This is a genomic window from Oceanicola sp. 22II-s10i, assembly GCF_002210105.1.
Lineage (GTDB): Bacteria > Pseudomonadota > Alphaproteobacteria > Rhodobacterales > Rhodobacteraceae > Pseudooceanicola.
Genome location: NZ_AQQU01000011.1, coordinates 1 through 20,787 on the forward strand (window position 1 = coordinate 1; position 20,787 = coordinate 20,787).

Genomic DNA, 20,787 nt, shown 5'->3' on the forward strand with positions numbered 1-20,787 from the left:
ATTTGCGCGCAGATCGGCCATTCCGGGCGCAAGGGCTCGACCCGGCTGGCGTGGGACGGCATCGACAAGGCGCTGCCCGAGGGCGAGAACTGGGATCTCCTGTCCGCCTCACCCATCCCGCTGATGGAGGGGAACGTGGTGCCAAAGGAAATGGACCGCGCCGACATGGACATGGTGAAGGACCAGTTCATCGCCGCCGTCCGCGCCGCCCGCGACGCGAATTTCGACATGATCGAGATGCATGCGGCCCATGGGTATCTGCTGGCTTCCTTCATTTCTCCGGTCACCAACAAACGCACAGACGACTACGGCGGCACGCTGGAGAACCGGATGCGCTATCCGCTCGAGGTCTTTGCCGCGATGCGCGCGGAGTGGCCCGAGGACAGACCGATGACCGTCCGTATCTCGGCCCATGACTGGATGGGCGAGGATGCGGTGACCCCGGACGAAGCGGTGCGGATCGCGGCGATGTTCAAGGCGGCGGGTGCGGATGCGATCAACGTCTCCTCCGGACAGACGGACAAGGCGGAACAGCCGGTCTATGGCCGCATGTTCCAGGTCCCCTTCGCCGACCGCGTGCGCAACGAAATCGACCTGCCGACGCTTGTCGCGGGCAATATCTATGAACCGGACCACGTGAATTCGATCCTGATGGCGGGGCGCGCGGATCTGGTCCTGCTGGCGCGTCCGCATCTGGCCGATCCCTACTGGACCCTTCATGCGGCGGTCGAGCTGGGGGATGAACAGCAGGCCTGGCCCCTGCCCTACGAAGGTGGCCGCCGCCAGGCGAACACGCTGGCCGAACGCGCACGGGCGATGTCGGAATGAGCCTCGCCGGCAAATCGGCCTTCGTGACCGGGGGCGGATCGGGCGTCGGGGCGGCCATCGCCCTGACGCTGGCCGCCGAGGGCGCGCGGGTGACGATCTGCGGGCGACGGTCTGGGCCGCTCAACGCGGTCGCGGGCCGGGGGTCCGGCATCCACCCGGTGGTCTGCGACATCACGGACGAGGCGGCGATTTCCGACGCCATCGCCGCGGCTGCGCCGGACATCGTGGTCGCCAACGCGGGGGTGTCTGAAAGCGCACCCTTCACCGGGACCTCACTCGCCGCGTTCCAGAGGATGGTCGACGTGAACCTGACCGGCACGTTCCTGACGCTGCGCGAAGGGGCGAGAGTCATGAAGGACAAGCCCTGGGGTCGGCTCGTCGCCATCGCCTCAACCGCCGGTCTGAAGGGCTATGCCTACGTCGCGCCTTATGCAGCGGCCAAGCACGGGGTGGTCGGCATGGTGAAATCCGTCGCGCTGGAGTTCGCACGCAAGGGTGTCACGGCGAATGCGGTCTGCCCCGGATTTCTCGACACGGAGATGACCGAACGGACGATCGCCAACATCGTCGAGAAAACCGGACGCAGCCCCGAAGCGGCCCGCGCCTGGCTCGAGGCGACGAACCCGATGCACCGGCTGGTGCCGCCCGATGACGTGGCCCGCGCCGTCCTTTGGCTTTGTTCACCGGGATCGGACATGGTAACGGGACAGGCGATTTCCGTGTCGGGAGGGGAGACATGACACAGCGTTTCCGCCTGACCCGACGTGTCGAGTTCAACCACTGCGACCCGGCCGGGATGGTGTTCTACCCCCGCTATTTCGAGATGATCTCGGCCACGATCGAACGGTTCCTCGCCGATGCCATCGACTACAGCTGGCAGGACATGGGCGTCTTCAGCGGCGGGATGGGTACGCCCCTCGGCCGGATCGAGGTGCGTTTTGCCAATCCAGGCTATCTGGGCGAGGACCTCGATTTCGACCTGACCCTCACGCGCCTCGGCCGGTCCTCGGCCGTTTTCGCGATTCGGTGCAGTTGCAGCAACCAGACACGCTTTGACTGCGACGCGACCATTATCCACGCCCGGACGGGCGGCGGATCCTCCGTCCCCTGGCCCGACGCCGTGCGCGCGCGCATGGCCGCCTACCTGACCACCTCCGAACCTACAGACGAGAAGACGACCGCATGACTTCCCCAAGCCCCCACACCTTCCTGCAGCCCGAAGGCTGGGCGCCCGCAAAGGGCTATGCCAACGGCGTCATGGCCGAGGGCAAGCTGATTGTCACCGGCGGCATCGTCGGCTGGAACGCCCAGCAGGAGTGGGAGCATACGGACATGCTGGGCCAGTTCCGGCAGACACTGGAGAACATCGTGGCCGTTCTGGCCGTGGCCGGGGCCCGACCCGAGCACATCGTGCGGCTGACGTGGTACATCACCGACAAGGCGGAATATAACGACAACCTCCGGTCCTTCGGCCAGATATACCGCGAGATCATCGGCCGCCACTTCCCCGCCATGGCGGTCGTTCAGGTCGTGTCGCTGATGGAAGATGCGGCCAAGATCGAGATAGAGGCAACGGCTGTCATTCCCGCAGGGGCGTGATCCTGCGGGGACCAACGCCGGAGATCTCTCCGCATGTCGACCAGCCGCCGCCGCCGTGGATCAAGGACGCGCGGGCGGGCAACTGGAAATCCTGGCTAACTCACGATGACGAGCTGGCTGCGCAACCTCGAAGCGCGGCCCTGTCGTCGAGGATCAGCCGGACGCCCGCCATGGCGGGCAGCTGAACAGCGGTCGGCGCGGAGTAGACCTCGGCGAACCGGGCGGCGGACGGACCCGACAGCACGGCGCGTGCGACACTGCCTGCGAAATGAATCCCCGCTTCGGGCATGAACGCCATCCTCAGATCGCGGGCGAGATGACCGACCAGACCGGCGTAGAAATCCGCGAATTCGGCTGAAGTCGGGTCTTGCCGGGACAGCGCCTCTGCCGACGTGACCCCGGATCGACCGGTCACGAGGCCGAACATCGCCGAAACGCCCGCGCCCGAGAAGCAGTCCTCGACCGTCGCAAACCGCGCGGCGGCAGCGCCGATCCTTGCATCCAGTGCACGCCCGACCGCACCGGGCAGCGAGACGTGGCCGAACTCGGCCCGCATGCTCAGCACCGTTTCGCCGCTCCGCAGGACGACCGAGCAGACGTTGAACCCCGTGCCGATCCCCGCGACCAGGGCCTGTCCTTCGCTCGGGGCGTCGTCCGATCCCGGCGTGACCGTGGCGAGGCCGTCGGCGGAAAGCGCGGGCAGCGCGTGCCCGAGTGCCGCGAGGTCGTTGAGCAGGACCACCCTGGCGCCGTCGAACCGGTCGGCCAGTTCCGCCGCATCGAAGGACCAGTCGTGGTTCGTCAACCGCGCCACCCCGGCGCCGACAGGCCCCGCCACGGCGATGACCATGCTGTCGAGCCTCTCGACCCCGCTCGCCTCAAGGTATCGCACGGCGAGCGCGGCAAATCCGGGATGATCCGCGTTTCGGAAGCTTTGCGCAGTGCCGGGCAGGAGAAGCCCTTCACGCGCCAGCGCCAGCCGTGCGTTGGTGCCGCCGATGTCCGCAACCAGTCTCATGCCGCCCTGTGCCCTTGCCTTGGAACGAGGATGGCCCGGACCATGCGGTCCGGGCCGGTGTCACGCAAGCCTTGCGGCCCCTCGGATCAGAACGGGCTGTCCGGGAAGTAGTACTGCTCGGCGTTTTCCGGCGTGATGCGCTGGCTGCCGATGATGAAGCGGCCCGACACCGGGGTCGGCGACACGAGGCCGAGCGCGGTCAGTTCGATCGCGGTCGCGATCTGCGCCGGCGGATAGGTCACGTTGACCGGCAGCATCGGATCACCGTCCATCATGCGCTGGATGATCTCTTTCATCCCGGCGCCGCCGACGACCCACATGTCGCCGGTCCGGCCGGCTTGGTCGATGGCCTCGAGCACGCCGATCGCCATGTCGTCATCCGCCGCCCAGACGGCGTCGATGTCGTCATACTTGGACAGGAAGTCCTGCATCACGTTGAACGCATCGTCGCGGTTCCAGTTGCCGTGCTGCATGTCCAGCACGTTGATCCCGGTGCCTTCGATGGCGGCGGTGAAGGCGTCCACACGCTCGTTGTCGAGCGTGGTGGGGATGCCGCGCAGCACGACGATGTTGTCGCCCGACTTCAGGGTTTCGGCAAAGTATTCACCGGCGACGCGACCAAAGCCGGTGTTGTCGCCCGCGACATACAGGTCCTCGATCCCCTCGACCGACAGGCCACGGTCGACGACCGTCACCCAGATGCCCGCTTCCTTGACCGCCTGAACCGGCGAGGTCAGCGGCTCGGATTCGAAGGGCAGGACGACCAGCGCGCTGATGTTGCGTGTGGCGACCATGTCCTCGATGTCGTTGACCATCTTGCCCGCGTCACCGGCGGTCGCCAGCACGAAGTCGAGCTGGGGATAGGTCGCTTCGAGCCGCTCGATAGCGGCCTGCGCGTGGTAGTTCAGGCCGCCCATGAAACCGTGGGTGGCCGAGGGAATGGCGACACCGATGACCTTGGTGTCCTGCGCCAGGGCCGGGGTGGCCGCGATGGCGAGGCCGAGCGCCGCGCCCTTGAAGATGTCTCTGCGTTTCATTGGTAGTTCCTCCCTTGGAATGGACCGCTCAGTCGGCGGGTTTGCTTTCACGCTGCAGAACCACAGCGAGAATGACGATGACGCCCTGGATCGCGCCGTTGAGGTACGGGCTGACGATCGAGGCGAGGTTCAGGATGTTGTCGATCAGGCTCAGAATCAGGACGCCGACGACGGTGCCCCAGACCCGGCCATAGCCGCCCTTCAGGACCGTGCCGCCGATGATGACCGCCGCGATGGCCTCCAGTTCCCACAGAACCCCGGTCGAGCCGGAGGCGGAGCCGAGGCGCGGCACGTACATGATGGTGGCGAGGCCGACGAGCATCCCGAGCAGCACGTAGGTCGCCATCCGCACGCGGTCGACGTTGACGGCGGAATACTTGGCCACCTGCTCGTTCGCTCCGAGCGCCGCGCAGTGCCGTCCGAACGGCGTCTTGCGCATCGCCAGCTCGCCGAGGATCGCGACCACGGCGAAGACGATGATCGGCCAGGCGACGCCGAGGATGCCGTCGTAATAGACCGGGCGGTAGAAGCTGCGGGCCTCGAAGTTCAGCGACAGCGTGCCGCCGTCCGCCAGCCAGGTGGTCAGCGAGCGGTAGATCCCCATCGACCCGAGCGTGACGATGAACGCCTCGATCCCCACCTTGGATATGAGGAAGCCGTTTATCAGCCCCGCGCCGAACCCCGCCAGCAGCGCCACCACCATGCCCGCCAGGACCAGCGGCACGCCGACCCCCAGCGTCGGGATCATCGCGTTCATGGCGAGGATCATCACCCCAGCCACGAAAGCCGCCATCGACCCGACCGACAGGTCGATCCCGCCCGCCGTGATGACGAAGGTCATGCCGACCGCGATGATGCCGATGAAGGCCGAGCGGGCGAGGACGTTGGTCACGTTGCCGTAGCTCAGGAAGTTGGAGTTGAGCGAGGCGCCGAGGATGATCAGCGCCACCAGCGCCAGCACGGGCCCGAGCGCGTGCAGCGGGATGCGGCGGCGGGGCTTGGTGCGGCCCTCGATTGCGGTGCTGTCGCTCATGCGGAGGCTCCGGTCAGTTCGCCCACGCCCATGGCGCGGCGCAGGATGGCGTCTTCGGTGATCTGGTCGCCGGTCAGTTCGCCCGCGATGTGGCCCCGGCCCATCACCACAACGCGGCTGGCGAGGCCGATGACCTCGGGCAGTTCCGAGGACACGACGATCACGCTCTTGCCTTCGGCCGCCAGCGCGGCGATGAAATCGTAGATCTGCTGCTTGGTGCCGATGTCGATGCCGCGCGTCGGTTCGTCGATGATGACGATCTGCGGCTCGGCCAGCATGGTCTTGGCCAGCAGCAGCTTCTGCTGGTTGCCGCCCGACAGGCTGCCCGCCTTCATCACGCGGTCCTTGACCCGGATGTCGAAATCCGAGATCGCGCGCGTCAGCGCCGCATCCTCGCTCCGCTTGTCGATGGACAGCCGCCCGAAGCGGTCCAGCGCCAGAAGCGTCAGGTTTTCGGTCAGCGACTTGCCCAGCAACAGACCCTTTTCCTTGCGGTCCTCGGTCAGGTAGACCAGCCCCGCCTCGCGCGCGGCCAGCACCGATCCGGCCTTGATCGGCTTGCCGTTGACCCGGACCTCGCCCGTGGCGGGCCGCAGACCGACGATTCCCTCCATCAGCTCCGTCCGCCCCGCGCCGACGAGGCCCGCAAAGCCCAACACCTCGCCCCGCCGCAGCGTGAACGAGGCGTCGCGCACTTTACCCGGCACCGTCAGGCCCTTGACCTCCAGCACCACGTCGTCGCCAGCGGCGGGCTTGGCCGGGAACAGGTCCGACAACTCGCGCCCCACCATCGCCTCGGCCATGGCGTGTTCGGTAAACCCGGCGGCGGGCCGCGTCGTGACATGCGCGCCGTCGCGCAGGACGGTGACGCGGTCGGCGATGCGGCCGATCTCGTCCAGCTTGTGCGAAGTGTAAAGGATCGCCGTCCCCTGCGCCTTCAGCCGTTCGATCTGGCCCAGCAGGACATCCGTCTCGCGCCCTGTCAGCACGGCGGTCGGTTCGTCCATGATCAGCACGCGGGCGTTGCGGCCAAGGGCGCGGGCGATCTCGACCATCTGGCGGTTCGGCACGGACATGTCGCGGATGCGGGTGCGCGGATCGACGTGGCAATCCAGCCGCGCCAGCAGGTCGCGCGCCTCGTCCCGCATCGCCTTGTGATCCAGGAACAGGCCGCGCCGCCGCTCGCGCCCGAGAAACAGGTTCTCCTCGGCGGTCAGCTGCATGGCGAGGTTGAATTCCTGATGGATCATCAGGATCCCCGCCGCCTCGGCCGCGCGCTGGTCAGCGAAGCGGACCGGTTCACCGTCCAGCAGCAACTCGCCGGAAGTCGGTGCGAGGTATCCGCCGAGGATCTTCATCGTCGTCGACTTGCCCGCGCCGTTTTCCCCGATCAGCGCGTGCACCTCGCCCGGAACCAGCGAGAAATCGACGCCGTGCAGCACCTCGATCGGGCCGAAGGACCGGGTCACGCCGCGTGCTTCGAGGATCGGCGTCATAGCGTCACCCATGCGGCGTTGCGCTTCGAGGACCGGACGCAGGCGTCGACGAAGGCCACGCCTTCGACCCCGTCGGCGATGGACGGGTACGTCACGCCGTCGGGCAGCGGTGCGCCGGTGCGGGCGGCGGTGATCGCCTGCGCGGCCTCGCCATAGATGTTGGCGAAGGCTTCGAGGAACCCCTCCGGGTGGCCGGGCGGGATCCGCGTCAGTCGGCGCGAGCCTTCGGTCGTTGCCGCAGAGGCGCGGGTCACGATCTCGGTCGTGCCGCCGAGGGGCGTGACGAACAGCTGGTTCGGGTTCTCCTGCCGCCATTCGATCCCGGCCTTCGTGCCGTAGACGCGCAGCGACAGGTTGTTCTCTTCCCCCGCCGCAACCTGGCTGCACCAGAGCATCCCCCGTGCGCCGCCGGCAAACCGCAGCATGACGTGGGCGTTGTCGTCCAGTGCGCGGCCGGGAACGAAGCTCTGCAGATCCGCCGCCAGCGCCTCGGGCACCAGACCGGTGACAAAGCGCATCAGGTTCCACGCATGGGTGCCGATGTCGCCCGTCGCACCCCCTGCCCCGCTGCGCGCGGGGTCGGTGCGCCATGCGGCCTGCTTGTTGTCATCGGCGGGTTCCTCGGCCAGCCAGTCCTGCGCGTATTCCACCTGCACCAGCCGCAGCTCGCCCAGATCGCCGCGCGCGATCCGCGCCTGCGCCTCGCGCACCAGCGGATAGCCGGTGTAGTTGTGGGTCAGGATGAACAGCGCGTCCGACGCCTCGGCCGCGCGCTGCATCTTCTTCGCATCCGCCAGCGTACCGGTCAGCGGCTTGTCGCAGATCACGTGGACGCCGCGCTTCAGGAATTCCCGCGCGACCGGCAGGTGCATGTGGTTCGGCACCACCACCGCAACTGCCTCGATCCCGTCCTTCAGACGCGCCTCGCGCCTGGCCATCTCGACATAGTCGGAATAGGTCCGGTCCGCCGCCAGCCCTACGGCCTCGGCCGAGGCGCGGGCCTTTTCCTCGGTCGAGGACAGCGCGCCCGCGACAAGCCGGAACTGCCCGTCCAGACGCGCGGCCATGCGATGCACGGCGCCGATCATGGCCCCCTGCCCGCCGCCGACCATCCCCAGCCGGATCGGCCCCGTTCTGTCGGCGAAGCGCGTCATGTCAGCCCCAGCATCCGGCGATTGGCCGCGTCATCCGCGCCGCCCGCGGCGAAATCGTCGAAGGCATGGGGCGTGACGCGGATGATGTGGTCGCGAACGAACTGCGCCCCCTCGCGCGCCCCGTCCTCGGGGTGCTTCAGGGCGCATTCCCATTCGACGACCGCCCAGCCGTCGAAATCCATCGCGGCGAGCTTGGCGAAGATCGCCTTGAAGTCGACCTGCCCGTCGCCCAGCGACCGGAACCGCCCGGCGCGATCCACCCAGGACTGGTAGCCGCCATAGACCCCCTGCCGCCCGGTCGGATTGAACTCCGCATCCTTGACGTGGAACGCTCCGATCCGTTCGGCATAGATGTCGAGGTTGTCGAGGTAATCGAGACATTGCAGGACATAGTGGCTCGGATCGTAGAGCATCATCGCGCGGGGGTGGTTGCCGACCCGCTCGAGGAACATCTCGAAGCTGACACCGTCGTGCAGGTCCTCGCCCGGATGGATCTCGTAGCAGAGGTTCACGCCGTGTTCGTCGGCGTAGTCGAGCAGCGGACGCCAGCGCGCAGCCAGTTCGTCGAAGGCGGTTTCGATCAGCCCGGTAGGACGCTGCGGCCAGGGGTAGACATAGGGCCAGGCCAGCGCGCCCGAGAATGTCGGCAGCGCGGTCAGCCCGAGATTGGCGGAGGCCCGGACGGCCTTGCGCACCTGCTCGACCGCCCATGCCTGCCGTGCTGCGGGGTTGCCACGAACGGCTTCGGCGGCGAAGCCGTCAAACGCCGCATCGTAGGCGGGATGCACGGCGACGAGTTGCCCCTGCAGATGGCAGGACAGTTCCGTCACCGTGATGCCGTTGGCCCGCGCCTGTCCTGCCCAGTCCTCGCAATAGCCCCTGCTCTCGGCCGCCTTGTCGAGGTCGATCAGGCGGGCGTCCCAGCTGGGAACCTGAACGCCTTCGTAGCCGCAGTCCGCAGCCCAGCCGGTGATCCCCGTCCAGCTGTCGAAGGGCGCGTCGTCGCCCGCGAACTGCGCCAGAAACAGCGCAGGTCCCTTGATCGTCTTCACGGCAGCCTCCCGTCGCGCGGATTCTCCCGATCCGCGCATGTAATCGTTTGCATGGGAGCCTGACAAAGAATGTAATCGTTTACAAGAGCGAAGATCCGGGCCATTCTGGCCGCCACTCAGAGGTGAGAATGGATCGGAAAACCGCCACTATTCAGGACGTTGCGCGCGTGGCGGGGGTGTCCACCGCGACGGTCAGCCGGACCCTGTCGAAACCGTCGGTGGTGGCGAAATCGACTCGGGAGGCCGTTCTGGATGCCGTGGCCGAAACCGGCTACCGCGTGAACGCGACCGCCTCCAACCTCAGGCGCCAGCGCACCGGGACGGTCATCGTCCTGCTGCCGAACCTCGCCAACCCGTTCTTCTCGCAAATCCTCGCGGGGCTGGCGTCGGTCCTGACCCCCGCCCAGTTCGGCATGCTGATCGCCGACACCCAGTCCGGCCCGGATCCCGAGGAACGGCTGCGGCATTACCTGACATCCGGGCAGGCGGACGGGCTGATCCTTCTGGACGGCACATTGTCACCCGAGGCGCTGGCCATACCCGGTCGTCCACCCGTGGTGCTGGCCTGCGAATGGCTGGGGCAGGACCTGCCGTCCGTCCGGGTCGAGAACGAGAAGGGCGCGGCGCTTGCCGTCGGTCACCTCGCGCGGCTCGGGCATCGCAGGATCGGCCACGTCACCGGCCCGCGCGGCAACGTCCTGACCGAAACCCGGCTGGAGGGGTTCCGCTCGGCGCTCGGCAATCTCGGCCTGCCGCTGCGCGAGGACTGGGTCGTCGAGGGCGACTTCAGCATGGACTCCGGGGCCGCCGCGGGGCGGGCCTGGCTGACCATGCAGGACCGACCGACTGCGCTTTTCCTGTCTTCGGACGAGATGGCGGTCGGGTTCCTGGGCGAGGTGCAGCGCGCCGGCGTGCTTGTGCCCGAGGATGTGTCGATCGTCGGCTTCGACAACATCGAGATCGCGCAGCACCTCAGTCCGGGCCTGACGACCATCCGCCAGCCGCGCACACAGATCGGGGTCCGCGCGGCGGAACTGCTGCTTGCCATGATCGAAACAGGCTCTCTGACGGGGCCTTCGGAACTGATCGAGGTCGAATTCATCCGCCGCGGCAGTGCGGCCCGCCCGCCCCACGAAGTCTGAACTCAGCCCCCGAACAGCCCACCGAACTGGTCGCGCAGCAGATTCTTCTGGACCTTGCCCATCGTGTTGCGCGGAAGGTCGGGCAGGATTTCGATGGCCTTGGGCTGCTTGAACTTGGCGAGGCGTGGCGCGATCCCGGCGCGGACGGCATCGGGGTCGATCTGCGCACCGGGACGCGGGACGAGCACGGCGACCACCCCCTCCCCGAAATCGGGATGCGGCACGCCGATCACCGCGCTTTCGAGAACGTCGGCCTGTTCGTCGAGGATCAGCTCGATCTCCTTGGGATAGATGTTGTAACCGCCCGAAATGATCAGGTCCTTGGCCCGGCCCACGATGTGGACATAGCCATCCGGATCGACCGTCCCGATATCCCCGGTGATGAACCAGCCGTCCGCACGCAGTTCCGCCGCCGTCTTCTCGGGCATCCGCCAATAGCCCTGAAACACGTTCGGACCGCGCACCTCGATGATCCCCGTATCGCCCTGATCCAGTGTCGCGCCGGTGTCGGGATCGGTGATCTTCAGCTCGACCCCCGGCAGCGGAAAGCCGACCGTCCCGGCCCGCCGTTCCCCGTCGTAGGGGTTGGAGGTGTTCATGTTCGTCTCGGTCATCCCGTAGCGCTCGAGGATGCGGTGCCCGGTGCGTGCTTCGAACTCGCGATGCGTTTCGGCCAGCAGCGGGGCGGAGCCGGAGGTGAACAGGCGCATGTCCTTGGTCAGGTCGGATGTGAAACGGTCGTCTGACAGAAGCCGCGTATAGAACGTCGGCACACCCATCATCGAGGTCGCGTCAGGCAGCCATCGGATCACGCTGTCGGCGTCGAACTTTGGCAGAAAGATCATCGACCCGCCCGAGGCCAGCACCACGTTCGTCGCAACGAACAGCCCGTGCGTGTGGAAGATCGGCAGGGCATGCAGCAGGACGTCGCTTTCGGTGAACCCCCAGAGTTCGGCCAACGTCAGCGCGTTCGACAGCAGGTTCGACTGGCTGAGCATCGCGCCCTTCGACCGTCCAGTCGTGCCGGAGGTGTAGAGCAGCGCGGCCAGGTCGTCAGGCCCACGCTCAGCCGGGATAAAATCGTGGTCCTTGGCGGCGAGGTCCGTCAGGGTCCCCTGCCCGGCCGGGTCCAGCGTAAGAACCTTCGCACCGCCCGCGATCCGTTCGACCGTCGCCTGCGCGGCCGGTCCGCAGATGACCGCGCCGGCCTCGCTGTCGCCGATGAAGTACTCCAGCTCGTCCGCCGTATAGGCCGTGTTGAGCGGCAGGAAGACGATCCCCGCCATGACGCAGGCGGCATAGAGCGCCAGTGCCTCCGGTGATTTCTCCACCTGCACGGCCAGCCGGTCGCCGGGCTGTAGCCCGAGCGAGACGAGTGCCCCGGCCTGCCGCTCCGCCATACGGTAGAACACCGCCCCGGACAGGGTCGCGCCATCGGGCAGGGTCAGGAACGTGTCGTCGCGCGCCGCGAGCGGGGCGATCAGGCGGTCATGCAGCGGATTGGCCATGTCTCGGGTCCTCAGGCGGCAACTGTGGTACGCAGCAGGGCGCGCACCTCTTTCGAAGCGACGACCTCCCTGTCGCTGGCAAAACGTTCGTGGTTCTCGGCAAAGGTGTCGGCGTCGTAGCGGTAGTTCACCATCGCACCCGCACTCTCCGCCATGCCCTTGTCCGAGGTGTCGGCACGTGCATGGACCGCGTGAACATAGGCCCCGTTGCCAAGGTGGAAGCGCGATACGGGATCGTAGGGCATGCCGTCTCCGCGCTTGGCGGTCAGCAGGAACCGGGCGGCCGTGGCCCTGAGCCCCTCGTCATCCAGCCGTGCGGCGTCGATCCCCTGCTCGGCCATCCATTTCTTCAGGGTCGGAATGGGCGAAAGAGTGACGAATGTCGTGATGTTCGGCAGCTCCGACGACAGGTCCTCCGCCACCTGCTTGATCAGCGAATTTCCGAAGGAGATCCCGGCCAGCCCGGCCTGGCAATTCGAGATGGAATAGAACACCGCCGTATCCGCCTCCTCGGCCCCAAGCGGTGCGCGGTCCTCGGCCAGCAGCTTCTGGACCGAGCCGGGGATGCCCTGCGTCAGCGCCACCTCGACGAAGATCAGTGGCTCGTCCGGCATGGCGGGGTGGAAGAAGGCAAAGCAACGGCGGTCTTCCGGCTCCACCCGGCGGCGCAGATCGTCCCAGCTGTCGATGGCATGGACCGCCTCGTAGGCGATGATCTTTTCGAGGATCGCTGCAGGGCTTTCCCACGAGATCGGGCGCAGCACGAGGAAGCCGCGGTTGAACCACGAGGTGAAGAGGTGCTGGAAATCGAGGTCGATCCGCGCACGCGGGTCCGAACGCGGGATCAGCCGCAACAGGTCCGACCGCATGGCGACCAGTTGGGTCGTCGCCCCCGGCACCCGGTTCAGCCGGCGCGCCAGTTCCTGCCGGGCGGGTTCGGCGGAGGCGAGGAAACGGGCGTAATTGGCCGGATTCGGCTCTGCTTCGAACGCATCCAGCGCCGCACGCACCTTGTCCGGTGCGATGCCAAGATCCCCGGCAAGGTGGTCGAAGAAGGCGATCTTGCCCGCATCGTCCAGCTTGCCGAACCGGTCCAGGATATGCGCCGCCGCCGTCATCCCCGAGATCTCGCCACTGGTCGACAGCAGGTCGTGGATCAGCCCCTCGGTCGACCGGGCCGAAGGTGGCGGCACGGCCTTGCGGGTCTGGCGGGCAAAGATGGTGGCGAGGACGTCGGACAGGATGCTCACAGTGCCACTCCCATGACGGCGGTTGGAAGCCAGGTCGCGAGACCCGGAAAGATGCAGAGGATCACGATCGCGAGGATCATGCAGCCCACGAAGGGCAGCGACCCGACCAGCACCTGGCGCAGCGTGATGTCGGGTGCGATTCCGTTGATGACGTAGAGGTTGAGCCCCACGGGAGGCGTTATCAACCCGATCTCCATGTTGATCGTCAGGATGACCGCGAACCAGTAGGGATCGAAACCCGCCGCCGTGATAATGGGCAGCAGGATCGGCGCGGACATCAGGATCACCGCCACCGGCGGCAGGAAGAACCCGGCGACCAGCAGGAACAGGTTGATGATCGCCATCAGCACCCACTTGTTCACGTCCAGCGCGGCGATCCACTGCGCGACGGACTGGGTGACCAGCAGCGAAGACAGCATGAAGCTGAACACGCCCGCCGCGCCAATGATGAAGAGGATCATCACCGACTCGCGCGTGGAATCCTTGAGCACCGCCCAGAGTTCGCGGTGCGACACCATCCGGTAGATCACCATCGCGGCGATGATACAGAGCATCGCGCCGACAGCGGCGGTTTCCGATGGCGTGGCGATGCCGCCGTAAAGGGCCACCAGCACGCCCACGATGATCAGCAGGAACGGGATGACGCGGGGCAGGATCTCGAACTTCTCGCGCCAGGAATAGCGGATGCCGGCCAGCGCCGTCGTCGCGGCGCCGCGACGCCAGGTGTCGAAGATCGCCCAAGCGATGAAGAGAGACACCAGCAGCAGGCCGGGGATGACGCCCGCAAGGAACAGCCGCCCGATCGAGGTCTCCGTCGCAATGCCGTAGACGATCATCGTGACCGAGGGCGGGATCAGGATCCCCAGTGTGCCCCCCGCCGCGATGGAGCCCGCGGCGACCTCGGCCGGATAGCCACGGCGGCGCATTTCGGGGATGCCCATCTTGCCGATGGCGGCGCAGGTGGCGGGGGACGAGCCCGACATGGCCGCGAAGAGGCCACAGGCGCCGAGGTTCGACACGACGAGGCCGCCGGGCACGCGGGTCAGCCAGCGCTCCAGCGCCTCGTAGAGGTCCGGGCCCGCGCGGGTCGACGCGATCGAGGCGCCCATGATGATGAACATCGGGATCGACAGCAGCGCGAAGCTGTTCAGTTCGGCGTAGAAGAGTTCCGGCAGCGCCTCGAGCGAGCGCGGGCCGTCGAAGATCAGCAGGAAGAACGTGGCGACCAGCAGCAGCCCGATGGCGACCGAGACGCCGGAGAACAGCACGACCACGGTGACGACGGCGATGGCCAGTCCGATCAGAAGGGGATCCATCAGTCGAGGCTTTCTTCGGGATGCGGCAGCGGAATGGCCTGTGGCGGGGCGAAGGCCGCCATCCAGAGGTCCGCGAGCAGTTGCAGAAGGTAGAGGCCGAAGCCGAGGGGGACGCTGAGGTAGGTGATCCAGAGCGGGAATTTCCAGACGGATTCCGACTTCCAGTTCCGCGACCACGCCAGTTCGAACATGTGCCAGCCATACCAGAGCATCGCCGCCGCCATGATGATGGTCAGCCCCATGACGATCACCGCCAGCACCCGGCGTGCACCGACCGGCAGAAGGCCGGGCAGCAGGTCGACACCGACATGGCCCCTCAGTTTCTGGACGTAGGACAGGCCCAGCAGGGTCGCACCGATGACGAGATAGATGACGGCCTCGGTCTGCCAGATGGTGGACTGGCCCAGAACCGAGCGGACAAAGATCATGTGGCAGGTGATCAGCACCGCCGCGAGGATCATGAAGGCAGCCGCGACGCCGAAGACCGTCGAGACCGCCGCCAGTACGCGAAGCACCAGCGGCGGCCGATAGCCGGCGCCCGCCGGCGATGTGTCGGCGGGCGTATGTGTCATTCGACGCTCAGCGCCATGTCGAGCAGTTCCTGCCCGTTCGGCGTGTCCTTGACGAAGGTCGGATAGGACGTCGTCTTGGCCAGTTCGCGCCATGCGTCGAAGTCGGCCTGGCTCATCTCGGCGATTTCGACGCCTGCGTCGCTGAACGCCTTGGTGGTGATCGCGTCACCTTCCTTGGCCTTCTCCAGATACCATGCCTCGGCCTTGGCCGATGCGTCGGTCAGCGCCTTCTGCTGTGCCTCGGAAAGACCGTCGAAGGTGGTCTTGTTGATCAGCAGCGGCTGATACATGAACCACAGCGCGGTTTCACCTGCGGGGGTGTAGCACTTCAGCTGTTCATACAGACGATAGCTGAGGAAGCTTTCGGACGAGGTGTTGGTCGCGTCCAGAACGCCGGTCTGCAGCGCCGGATAGATCTCGGACGACGCCATCGAGCTGATCGAGGCCCCTGCCCCGGCCAGCATCTCTTCGAACGCCGAACCGGCGGCGCGGATGGTCACGCCCTTCACGTCCTCGGGCTTGGTGATGCAGCCCTTGTTCGACCCGAACCCGCCTGCAAGGTAGCCGTGCACGAGGGTTTTCACGTCATCGCCGTTCATGATCTCTTCGATCTTGCCCATGAAGGGCGAGGCCGAGAGGCGCGCGGCGTGGTCGTGGTTTTTCACGAGGCCCGGCATCAGGGTCAGGTTGTAGGCCGGTTGCTGGCCGCCCGCGTAGGACAGCGGCAGGACCGTCATGTCGAGCTGGCCGCGCGACAGCGGCGTGTACTGCTCGCGCGCCTTGAACAGGGTCTGGTTCGGGTAGATCTGGATCTCCAGATCGACACCGGCCGCCTTGACGTCATCGGCGACCATCTGCGCGACCTGGTGGCGGACATCGCTTTCCGACCATTGATGCGACAGCTTCAGGGTTTCGGCACCCGCCGCACCCGCGAAGACTGCGGCGAGAGCGCTCGCCGCGAGTAGATGTTTCATTGATTTTCCTCCCATGGCCGTTCGTTTCGGAACGGCGACGGGATCAGAAAGCAAGGCGTTGCGTACTCTGTCAACCTTCTTGTATACGAAACCCATGTCTTCGCATTCTGCAATACATGACTCCGCCGAGGTCCGCAGCCGCTCCGACGTGATCGCGGCGCTTCTGGAAGAGCAGATCCTGACGGGCCGTTTCGCGCCCGGCACCCGGCTGGACGAAGCCTCGCTTGCCGAGGAACACGAGGTCTCGCGCACCCCGATCCGCGAGGCTTTCCAGAAGCTTGCGCAGTCCGGTCTGGTCGAGCACGCGCCACGCCGCGGAGTCTTCGTCCGGCAGGCCACACCGGTCGAGATCATGGAGATGTTCGAGGTCATGGCCGAGATCGAGGCGGTCTGCGGCCGTCTGGCCGCCCTGCGGAGCACCGAGGCGCAGATCGACGCGCTGCGTCGTGCCAATGCCGCCTGCCGACTCGCCTTCGAGGCAGGGGATGCCGACCGCTACTACGAGCAGAACGGCACCTTCCACCACCTGATCTACGCGCAGGCCGGCAACCGGTACCTGGAACAGGAGGCCCGGCGGCTGCATCGCCGTCTGAAGCCCTATCGCCGGATGCAGCTGCATCTGCGTGGCCGTCTGGCGCAGTCGATGGCCGAACACGAAGCGATCGTGGATGCCATCGCGGCGGGTGAAGGCACTCTGGCCGCTGACCTGCTGCGCGACCATGTCGCCGTGCAGGGCGAGAAGTTCCACCATCTGCTGACGCAGTTGCGTCCGGTCACGCAGGCCTGACGCGGAGCTTTCGGGCAGGCTAGTTGCAGGGGTTTTCCGGCGCCTGTCCCGCGAGAACGCGGACGACCTCTTCGGCGGCACGCCGCCGCATCTCTATCAACGAGGCGTCCGACGAAAACGCGACATGGGGCGTGATGATCGCCGCCGGATGTTCACGGAGGGCGCTCGGCACCTCCGGCTCGGTTTCAAGAACGTCGAACCCGACGCCGCCGAGGTGCCCGGAGTTCAGTGCATCCAGTGCGGCATCCTGATCGACCACGGCACCGCGACTGACGTTCACGAGGAAGCTGCCCGGCTTCATCAGGGCGAGCTGGTCCTTCCCGATCAGGTGATGCGTCTCGGGCGTCAGAGGCGTGTGAAGGATGACGACGTCGCTGCGTGACAGCAGCTCGTTCAGGAAAACCGCCTCCACCCCCGCCTCGCCCTTGAAGCTCCGACCATGTGCCACGACCGTACAGCCGAAGGCGCGGAGCTTGGCCGCCGTCAGTCGGCCAATCCGACCGTAGCCCACGATCCCGCAGGTCAGGTCCGCCAAGCGCCGCAGCTTGGCGCTGCCCGGATTCCAGTTGCCCTGCCGGACGTCGCGGTCGAAATGGACGATCCCGCGGGTCCATGCGAGTACGAAACCAACGGCACTGTCCGACACTTCGGGCACGCAGTAGTCCGGCACATTCGTGACACGAACGCCGGAGCGGGTGGCCGCGTCGACCGCGATGTTGTCCAGACCTACCCCCATGCGCGCGACGATGCGCAGGTTGTCCGCGCCGGATATCGCTGCATCCGATACCCGCGCCCAGCAGGTGAGGATGGCGTCGGGGCGGTGCGTGCGGACCAGCGCGTCGATCTCGGCCTCGGGCGCGGGATCGGCGGGGCCGCAGACCAGCGTGTGGCCTGCCCTTTCGATCACCTCGCGTTCGACCAGATCGTCGGGCCAGGCCCGGTCGGTCATCAGAACGGTCGCACACATGCCGCGTCTCCTTTCGTGGCGAATGGCGAGGTCAGCCGCCCTGCCCCGCCGTGTCGCGGACCCATTCCGCCAGTTCGCCGCAGGTCGGGGCCCAGATCTCCGGGTCATCCGACACCGACCGGACCGTCGATTCCAGCAGGTCCAGATAGGCCTCATCCTGCGCCAGCAGGAACGGATGGAAGATCAGCGTGACGTGGCCACCTTCCTCTTTCGCGCGGGCGATGTCGCCCTCGACGAACCCGCGCCACTCGGCCGTGGAATAGGCCGCTGCCGGGTCGCCGTATTTCTGACGCAGCGCACCCAGCTCCTCATGCACCACGTAGGCGTCCACGTGTTTCCACGCGAAGGGCAGGCTGACAAAGCCGTCGATCTCGACGTCATCCCCTACCGCGCCGAGCGGCGAGGCGTAGAACAGGCCGTTGGACTGACACTCGTCCCTGAGGTCGTCCAGCGCCACCGCGCCGCCGGGCGGGCGGAAACCCTGCACGTCGACACCCATGTCGCGAAAGGCGTTCACGGCGCGGGTCAGCGCCTGCCGTCGGTCCGGCACCGGGGTCTGGTCCCAGTTCTCGTGCTCCCATCCATGCGCCGCGATCTCGTGCCCTGCGTCGCGCAGGGACCGGATCACGTCGGGATGGGCCACGGTGTTGTAGCCTTCGACGAAGTACGTGATGGGCGCGCCCTCGAGCATCCTCAGCAGGCGCGGCAGCACCTCGATCGACAGGTGCGTCCCGTCCGCCGCGACGGTCGGTTTCAGCCCGATCCGCCGCTGCGCCACGTCACCGAGGTTGTCGAACGTGACGCTTACCGCCGCACGCTTGCCGGACGGGCCCCATCCGTTTTCTGGTATGAACATGGTCTCCTCCCTCCCTGTCCGGTGTCAGTAGATTTCGACCCTGAGTCGCCCCAGGTGCTCGATCTCGGCCTCCACCACGTCGCCGACGCTGGCATAGGTTCCGGTCTCGATCCCCGTCCCTGCCGGTGTGCCGGTCAACAGCAGATCACCGGGCTCAAGCGTGACCTGCGAGGTGATGAACTCCAGAAGCTCGGCCACCGACCAGATCATCTTGGAGGTGTTCGAATCCTGCTCGATCTTGCCGTTCCGCCAGAGCTTCATTGTCAGGTTCTGCGGGTCGCCGACGAATTCCGCAGGGACAAAGATCGGACCCGCGGGACAGGCGGAATCGAACGCCTTGCCCATGAACAGGTCCGCCTGCTTGAAGTGCTTGGGGTTGCGCTGGAAGTCGCGCGCCGAGAAGTCGATCGTCACCATGTAGCCCGCGACATAGGACAGCGCTTCGGCCTGCGTGACACGGCTGGTGCGTTTCGCCATGACGACGCCCAGCTCGATCTCCCAGTCGAACTGGGTGGCGCCGTTCGGATACTTTGCGGTCTTGCCGGGACCGACCAGCGCGGTTGTCGGGGGCTTCATGAACAGGGCGGGGATGTTCCCCTCCTTGCTGAAGTTGGGATAACCGGCGGCCTCGATGTGGTCGAAGTAGTTGGTGCCGGCACAGACGACCTTGAGCGGATATTGAAGCGGGGTCAGGACCTCGACCTCGCCGATGTCGAGCGCCGAGTCGCCACCGTTCGCCGAGAGGCGGGCGGCGACCGCGGTCAACGCCGCATGGCTGGCATCCCAGTCGTCGAACAGGGCCATCAGCCCGCGAGTTCCGACGGCAAGGTCCGGCGCCACCTGCGTCAACGGCCAGAGCTGGTCACCAATACGAATCGCGGCCACGACCTCGCCCGCGCTGCGCACGGTGCAAAGCGAATACACTACTGAAGCCATCTGTCTCCTCCCTCGAAACTGCACGATACGTGCTTTCGTTAGCATGGCTAAGTCGCGAATATACCCCTGTCAACCTTGACCATTTCGCATATCTGAAAAGGCGCAGCGTCAAAAATGGTTGCCTGATGCCAGACTCATTGCTACCGATAGCACAGCATTGGCAATGCAAGAGGGAGGAAATCATGTTGTCATCTGCATTCCTGCGGACGTCTGTCCGCGGCAGAATCGTTGCTGGTCTGACGGGGGCTGCGCTGATGTTCGGCGCGGCCGCTGCGACCGCAGAACCGCTCACCCTGCGCTTTTCCACGATCGTGCCGAACCGGGGCACCTCGGGCGCGGACCTGAACTGGATCGCGGACCAGATCAAGGAACGCTCCAACGGCGACCTCGACGTCGAGATCTTCTGGGGCGGCGCACTGGCTGCACCCGCCGACACGGCCCGCGCGGTCGGTGACGGGCTGGCCGACATGGGCACCGTCGTGACGTCCTACACGCCGGGCCTGCTGGACCTTTACGAAGTCGGAAACCTGCTGATCGGCCCGTCGAACCCATGGGTCGCGCAACAGGCCGCCTATGAGCTGGCGACCGAGAACGAAGATGTGGTGAAGCAGTTCACCGACCGTGGCCTGCACTATGTCACCAACCTGAACGCGGGTCTGATCCAGCTGATCTGCCGCGAGCCGATCAATTCGGTCGAGGACCTGAAGGGCCTCAAGATCCGCACCGGCGGCCCCTATACCGAAGTCCTCAGCCGCATGGGCGCGACCACCATCGCGATCCCGCAGTCCGAGGTCTATCAGGCGCTCGACACCGGCGTCGTCGACTGCAACCAGATCTACCACATCGCCGTCGACAGCTTCCGTCAGTACGAGGTGGCCAAGCATGTCATCACGCTCGAGTTCGGGATGGTGATGGCCTACGCGATCTTCATGAACAACGATCTCTGGAACGAGATGACCGACGAACAGCGCGCGGTGATCACCGAGGTCGGCAAGGACTTCAACCAGCGCGTCGTGCGTGAGCACATCGCGGCTGTGGAAGAGGTCAAGACGCGTCTCGCGGCGGATCAGGGCGTGATCTATGCCGACCCGCCGGCGGAAATGCTCGAGCAGATCAAGACCGAAGGGGCCGACCTGGCCAAGACCTGGATCGCCTCGGTCGAGGAAAAGGGCCTGCCGGCGCAGACTGTGTTCGAAGACTACCAGGCCATGATCGCCAAGTATCAGGCCGATTTCGACGCGAACGGCTATCCGTGGAAGTGA

20 protein-coding genes and 1 pseudogene are annotated in these 20,787 nt (G+C 66.4%); 7 read left to right on the forward strand and 14 right to left on the reverse strand.

Annotated elements, in window-relative coordinates:
• The 4 genes and pseudogenes from ATO6_RS20570 to ATO6_RS20585 all read left to right on the forward strand — a co-directional run.
• Window positions 1-828 (forward strand): annotated as a pseudogene (locus tag ATO6_RS20570) (bifunctional salicylyl-CoA 5-hydroxylase/oxidoreductase); the annotation flags it as partial.
• Window positions 825-1,568, forward strand: a complete 744-nt coding sequence (locus tag ATO6_RS20575) for an SDR family NAD(P)-dependent oxidoreductase (RefSeq protein WP_088625935.1) — start codon at window positions 825-827, stop codon at window positions 1,566-1,568. The pseudogene ATO6_RS20570 and the gene ATO6_RS20575, both read left to right, overlap by 4 nt.
• On the forward strand, window positions 1,565-2,014 hold the full coding sequence (locus ATO6_RS20580; RefSeq protein ID WP_088625936.1) for a thioesterase family protein: 450 nt from the start codon (window positions 1,565-1,567) through the stop codon (window positions 2,012-2,014). The genes ATO6_RS20575 and ATO6_RS20580 overlap by 4 nt, the downstream gene beginning before the upstream one ends.
• The gene (locus ATO6_RS20585) at window positions 2,011-2,427 is read left to right on the forward strand and encodes a RidA family protein (protein WP_088625937.1); all 417 of its coding nucleotides are present in this window, start codon (window positions 2,011-2,013) and stop codon (window positions 2,425-2,427) included. The genes ATO6_RS20580 and ATO6_RS20585 overlap by 4 nt, the downstream gene beginning before the upstream one ends.
• A gap of 100 nt (window positions 2,428-2,527) precedes the next feature.
• On the opposite strand, the gene ATO6_RS20590 is transcribed toward ATO6_RS20585, so the two are convergent.
• From ATO6_RS20590 to ATO6_RS20615, 6 genes are all read right to left on the reverse strand, one after another.
• Entirely contained in the window at window positions 2,528-3,445 is a 918-nt protein-coding gene (locus ATO6_RS20590) for a glucokinase (protein WP_088625938.1), read from the reverse strand.
• An 86-nt stretch (window positions 3,446-3,531) separates the two neighbouring features.
• Window positions 3,532-4,482, reverse strand: a complete 951-nt coding sequence (locus ATO6_RS20595) for an ABC transporter substrate-binding protein (protein ID WP_088625939.1) — start codon at window positions 4,480-4,482, stop codon at window positions 3,532-3,534.
• A gap of 28 nt (window positions 4,483-4,510) precedes the next feature.
• Window positions 4,511-5,497, reverse strand: coding sequence for an ABC transporter permease (locus ATO6_RS20600; RefSeq protein ID WP_088626019.1), 987 nt, complete (start codon window positions 5,495-5,497; stop codon window positions 4,511-4,513).
• 14 nt (window positions 5,498-5,511) lie between these two features.
• Window positions 5,512-7,011: a sugar ABC transporter ATP-binding protein gene (locus tag ATO6_RS20605; RefSeq protein ID WP_088625940.1), complete on the reverse strand. Its 1,500-nt coding sequence runs from the start codon at window positions 7,009-7,011 to the stop codon at window positions 5,512-5,514.
• Window positions 7,008-8,165, reverse strand: coding sequence for a Gfo/Idh/MocA family protein (locus tag ATO6_RS20610; RefSeq protein ID WP_088625941.1), 1,158 nt, complete (start codon window positions 8,163-8,165; stop codon window positions 7,008-7,010). The genes ATO6_RS20605 and ATO6_RS20610 overlap by 4 nt, the downstream gene beginning before the upstream one ends.
• Entirely contained in the window at window positions 8,162-9,217 is a 1,056-nt protein-coding gene (locus ATO6_RS20615; RefSeq protein ID WP_088625942.1) for a sugar phosphate isomerase/epimerase, read from the reverse strand. Before ATO6_RS20615 ends, ATO6_RS20610 begins: the two co-directional genes overlap by 4 nt.
• Window positions 9,218-9,345: 128 nt before the next feature.
• Here ATO6_RS20615 and ATO6_RS20620 point away from each other — a divergent pair, with 128 nt between their 5' ends.
• Window positions 9,346-10,359: a LacI family DNA-binding transcriptional regulator gene (locus ATO6_RS20620; RefSeq protein ID WP_088625943.1), complete on the forward strand. Its 1,014-nt coding sequence runs from the start codon at window positions 9,346-9,348 to the stop codon at window positions 10,357-10,359.
• 2 nt (window positions 10,360-10,361) lie between these two features.
• Here the strand turns inward: ATO6_RS20620 and ATO6_RS20625 are convergent, their stop codons facing one another.
• The 5 genes from ATO6_RS20625 to dctP are packed head-to-tail and all read right to left on the reverse strand — an operon-like array spanning window position 10,362 to window position 15,979.
• Window positions 10,362-11,867: a malonyl-CoA synthase gene (locus ATO6_RS20625; protein ID WP_088625944.1), complete on the reverse strand. Its 1,506-nt coding sequence runs from the start codon at window positions 11,865-11,867 to the stop codon at window positions 10,362-10,364.
• 11 nt (window positions 11,868-11,878) lie between these two features.
• Entirely contained in the window at window positions 11,879-13,117 is a 1,239-nt protein-coding gene (locus tag ATO6_RS20630; RefSeq protein WP_088625945.1) for a malonyl-CoA decarboxylase, read from the reverse strand.
• The gene (locus ATO6_RS20635; protein WP_088625946.1) at window positions 13,114-14,433 is read right to left on the reverse strand and encodes a TRAP transporter large permease; all 1,320 of its coding nucleotides are present in this window, start codon (window positions 14,431-14,433) and stop codon (window positions 13,114-13,116) included. Before ATO6_RS20635 ends, ATO6_RS20630 begins: the two co-directional genes overlap by 4 nt.
• Window positions 14,433-15,005 carry a TRAP transporter small permease gene (locus tag ATO6_RS20640; RefSeq protein ID WP_088625947.1) on the reverse strand — a complete coding sequence of 191 codons (573 nt, stop codon included), beginning with the start codon at window positions 15,003-15,005 and terminating at the stop codon, window positions 14,433-14,435. The genes ATO6_RS20635 and ATO6_RS20640 overlap by 1 nt, the downstream gene beginning before the upstream one ends.
• Window positions 15,002-15,979, reverse strand: a complete 978-nt coding sequence (dctP, locus tag ATO6_RS20645) for a TRAP transporter substrate-binding protein DctP (protein WP_088625948.1) — start codon at window positions 15,977-15,979, stop codon at window positions 15,002-15,004. The genes ATO6_RS20640 and dctP overlap by 4 nt, the downstream gene beginning before the upstream one ends.
• A 94-nt stretch (window positions 15,980-16,073) precedes the next feature.
• Here dctP and ATO6_RS20650 point away from each other — a divergent pair, with 94 nt between their 5' ends.
• Window positions 16,074-16,766: a GntR family transcriptional regulator gene (locus ATO6_RS20650; protein WP_088625949.1), complete on the forward strand. Its 693-nt coding sequence runs from the start codon at window positions 16,074-16,076 to the stop codon at window positions 16,764-16,766.
• A 19-nt stretch (window positions 16,767-16,785) separates the two neighbouring features.
• Here ATO6_RS20650 and ATO6_RS20655 read toward each other — a convergent pair whose 3' ends face one another.
• Genes ATO6_RS20655 through ATO6_RS20665 form a run of 3 tightly spaced genes read right to left on the reverse strand, consistent with a single transcriptional unit; the run spans window position 16,786 to window position 19,525 of the window.
• Window positions 16,786-17,733 (reverse strand): C-terminal binding protein, encoded by a 948-nt coding sequence (locus ATO6_RS20655; protein ID WP_088625950.1) that lies wholly within the window; start codon window positions 17,731-17,733, stop codon window positions 16,786-16,788.
• Window positions 17,734-17,764: 31 nt separating this feature from the next.
• Entirely contained in the window at window positions 17,765-18,589 is an 825-nt protein-coding gene (locus tag ATO6_RS20660; protein WP_088625951.1) for a polysaccharide deacetylase family protein, read from the reverse strand.
• A 24-nt stretch (window positions 18,590-18,613) separates the two neighbouring features.
• On the reverse strand, window positions 18,614-19,525 hold the full coding sequence (locus tag ATO6_RS20665; RefSeq protein WP_176441039.1) for a fumarylacetoacetate hydrolase family protein: 912 nt from the start codon (window positions 19,523-19,525) through the stop codon (window positions 18,614-18,616).
• Between the two features lie 182 nt (window positions 19,526-19,707).
• Between ATO6_RS20665 and ATO6_RS20670 the strand changes: the two genes are divergently transcribed.
• Window positions 19,708-20,787 (forward strand): C4-dicarboxylate TRAP transporter substrate-binding protein, encoded by a 1,080-nt coding sequence (locus ATO6_RS20670; protein WP_176441040.1) that lies wholly within the window; start codon window positions 19,708-19,710, stop codon window positions 20,785-20,787.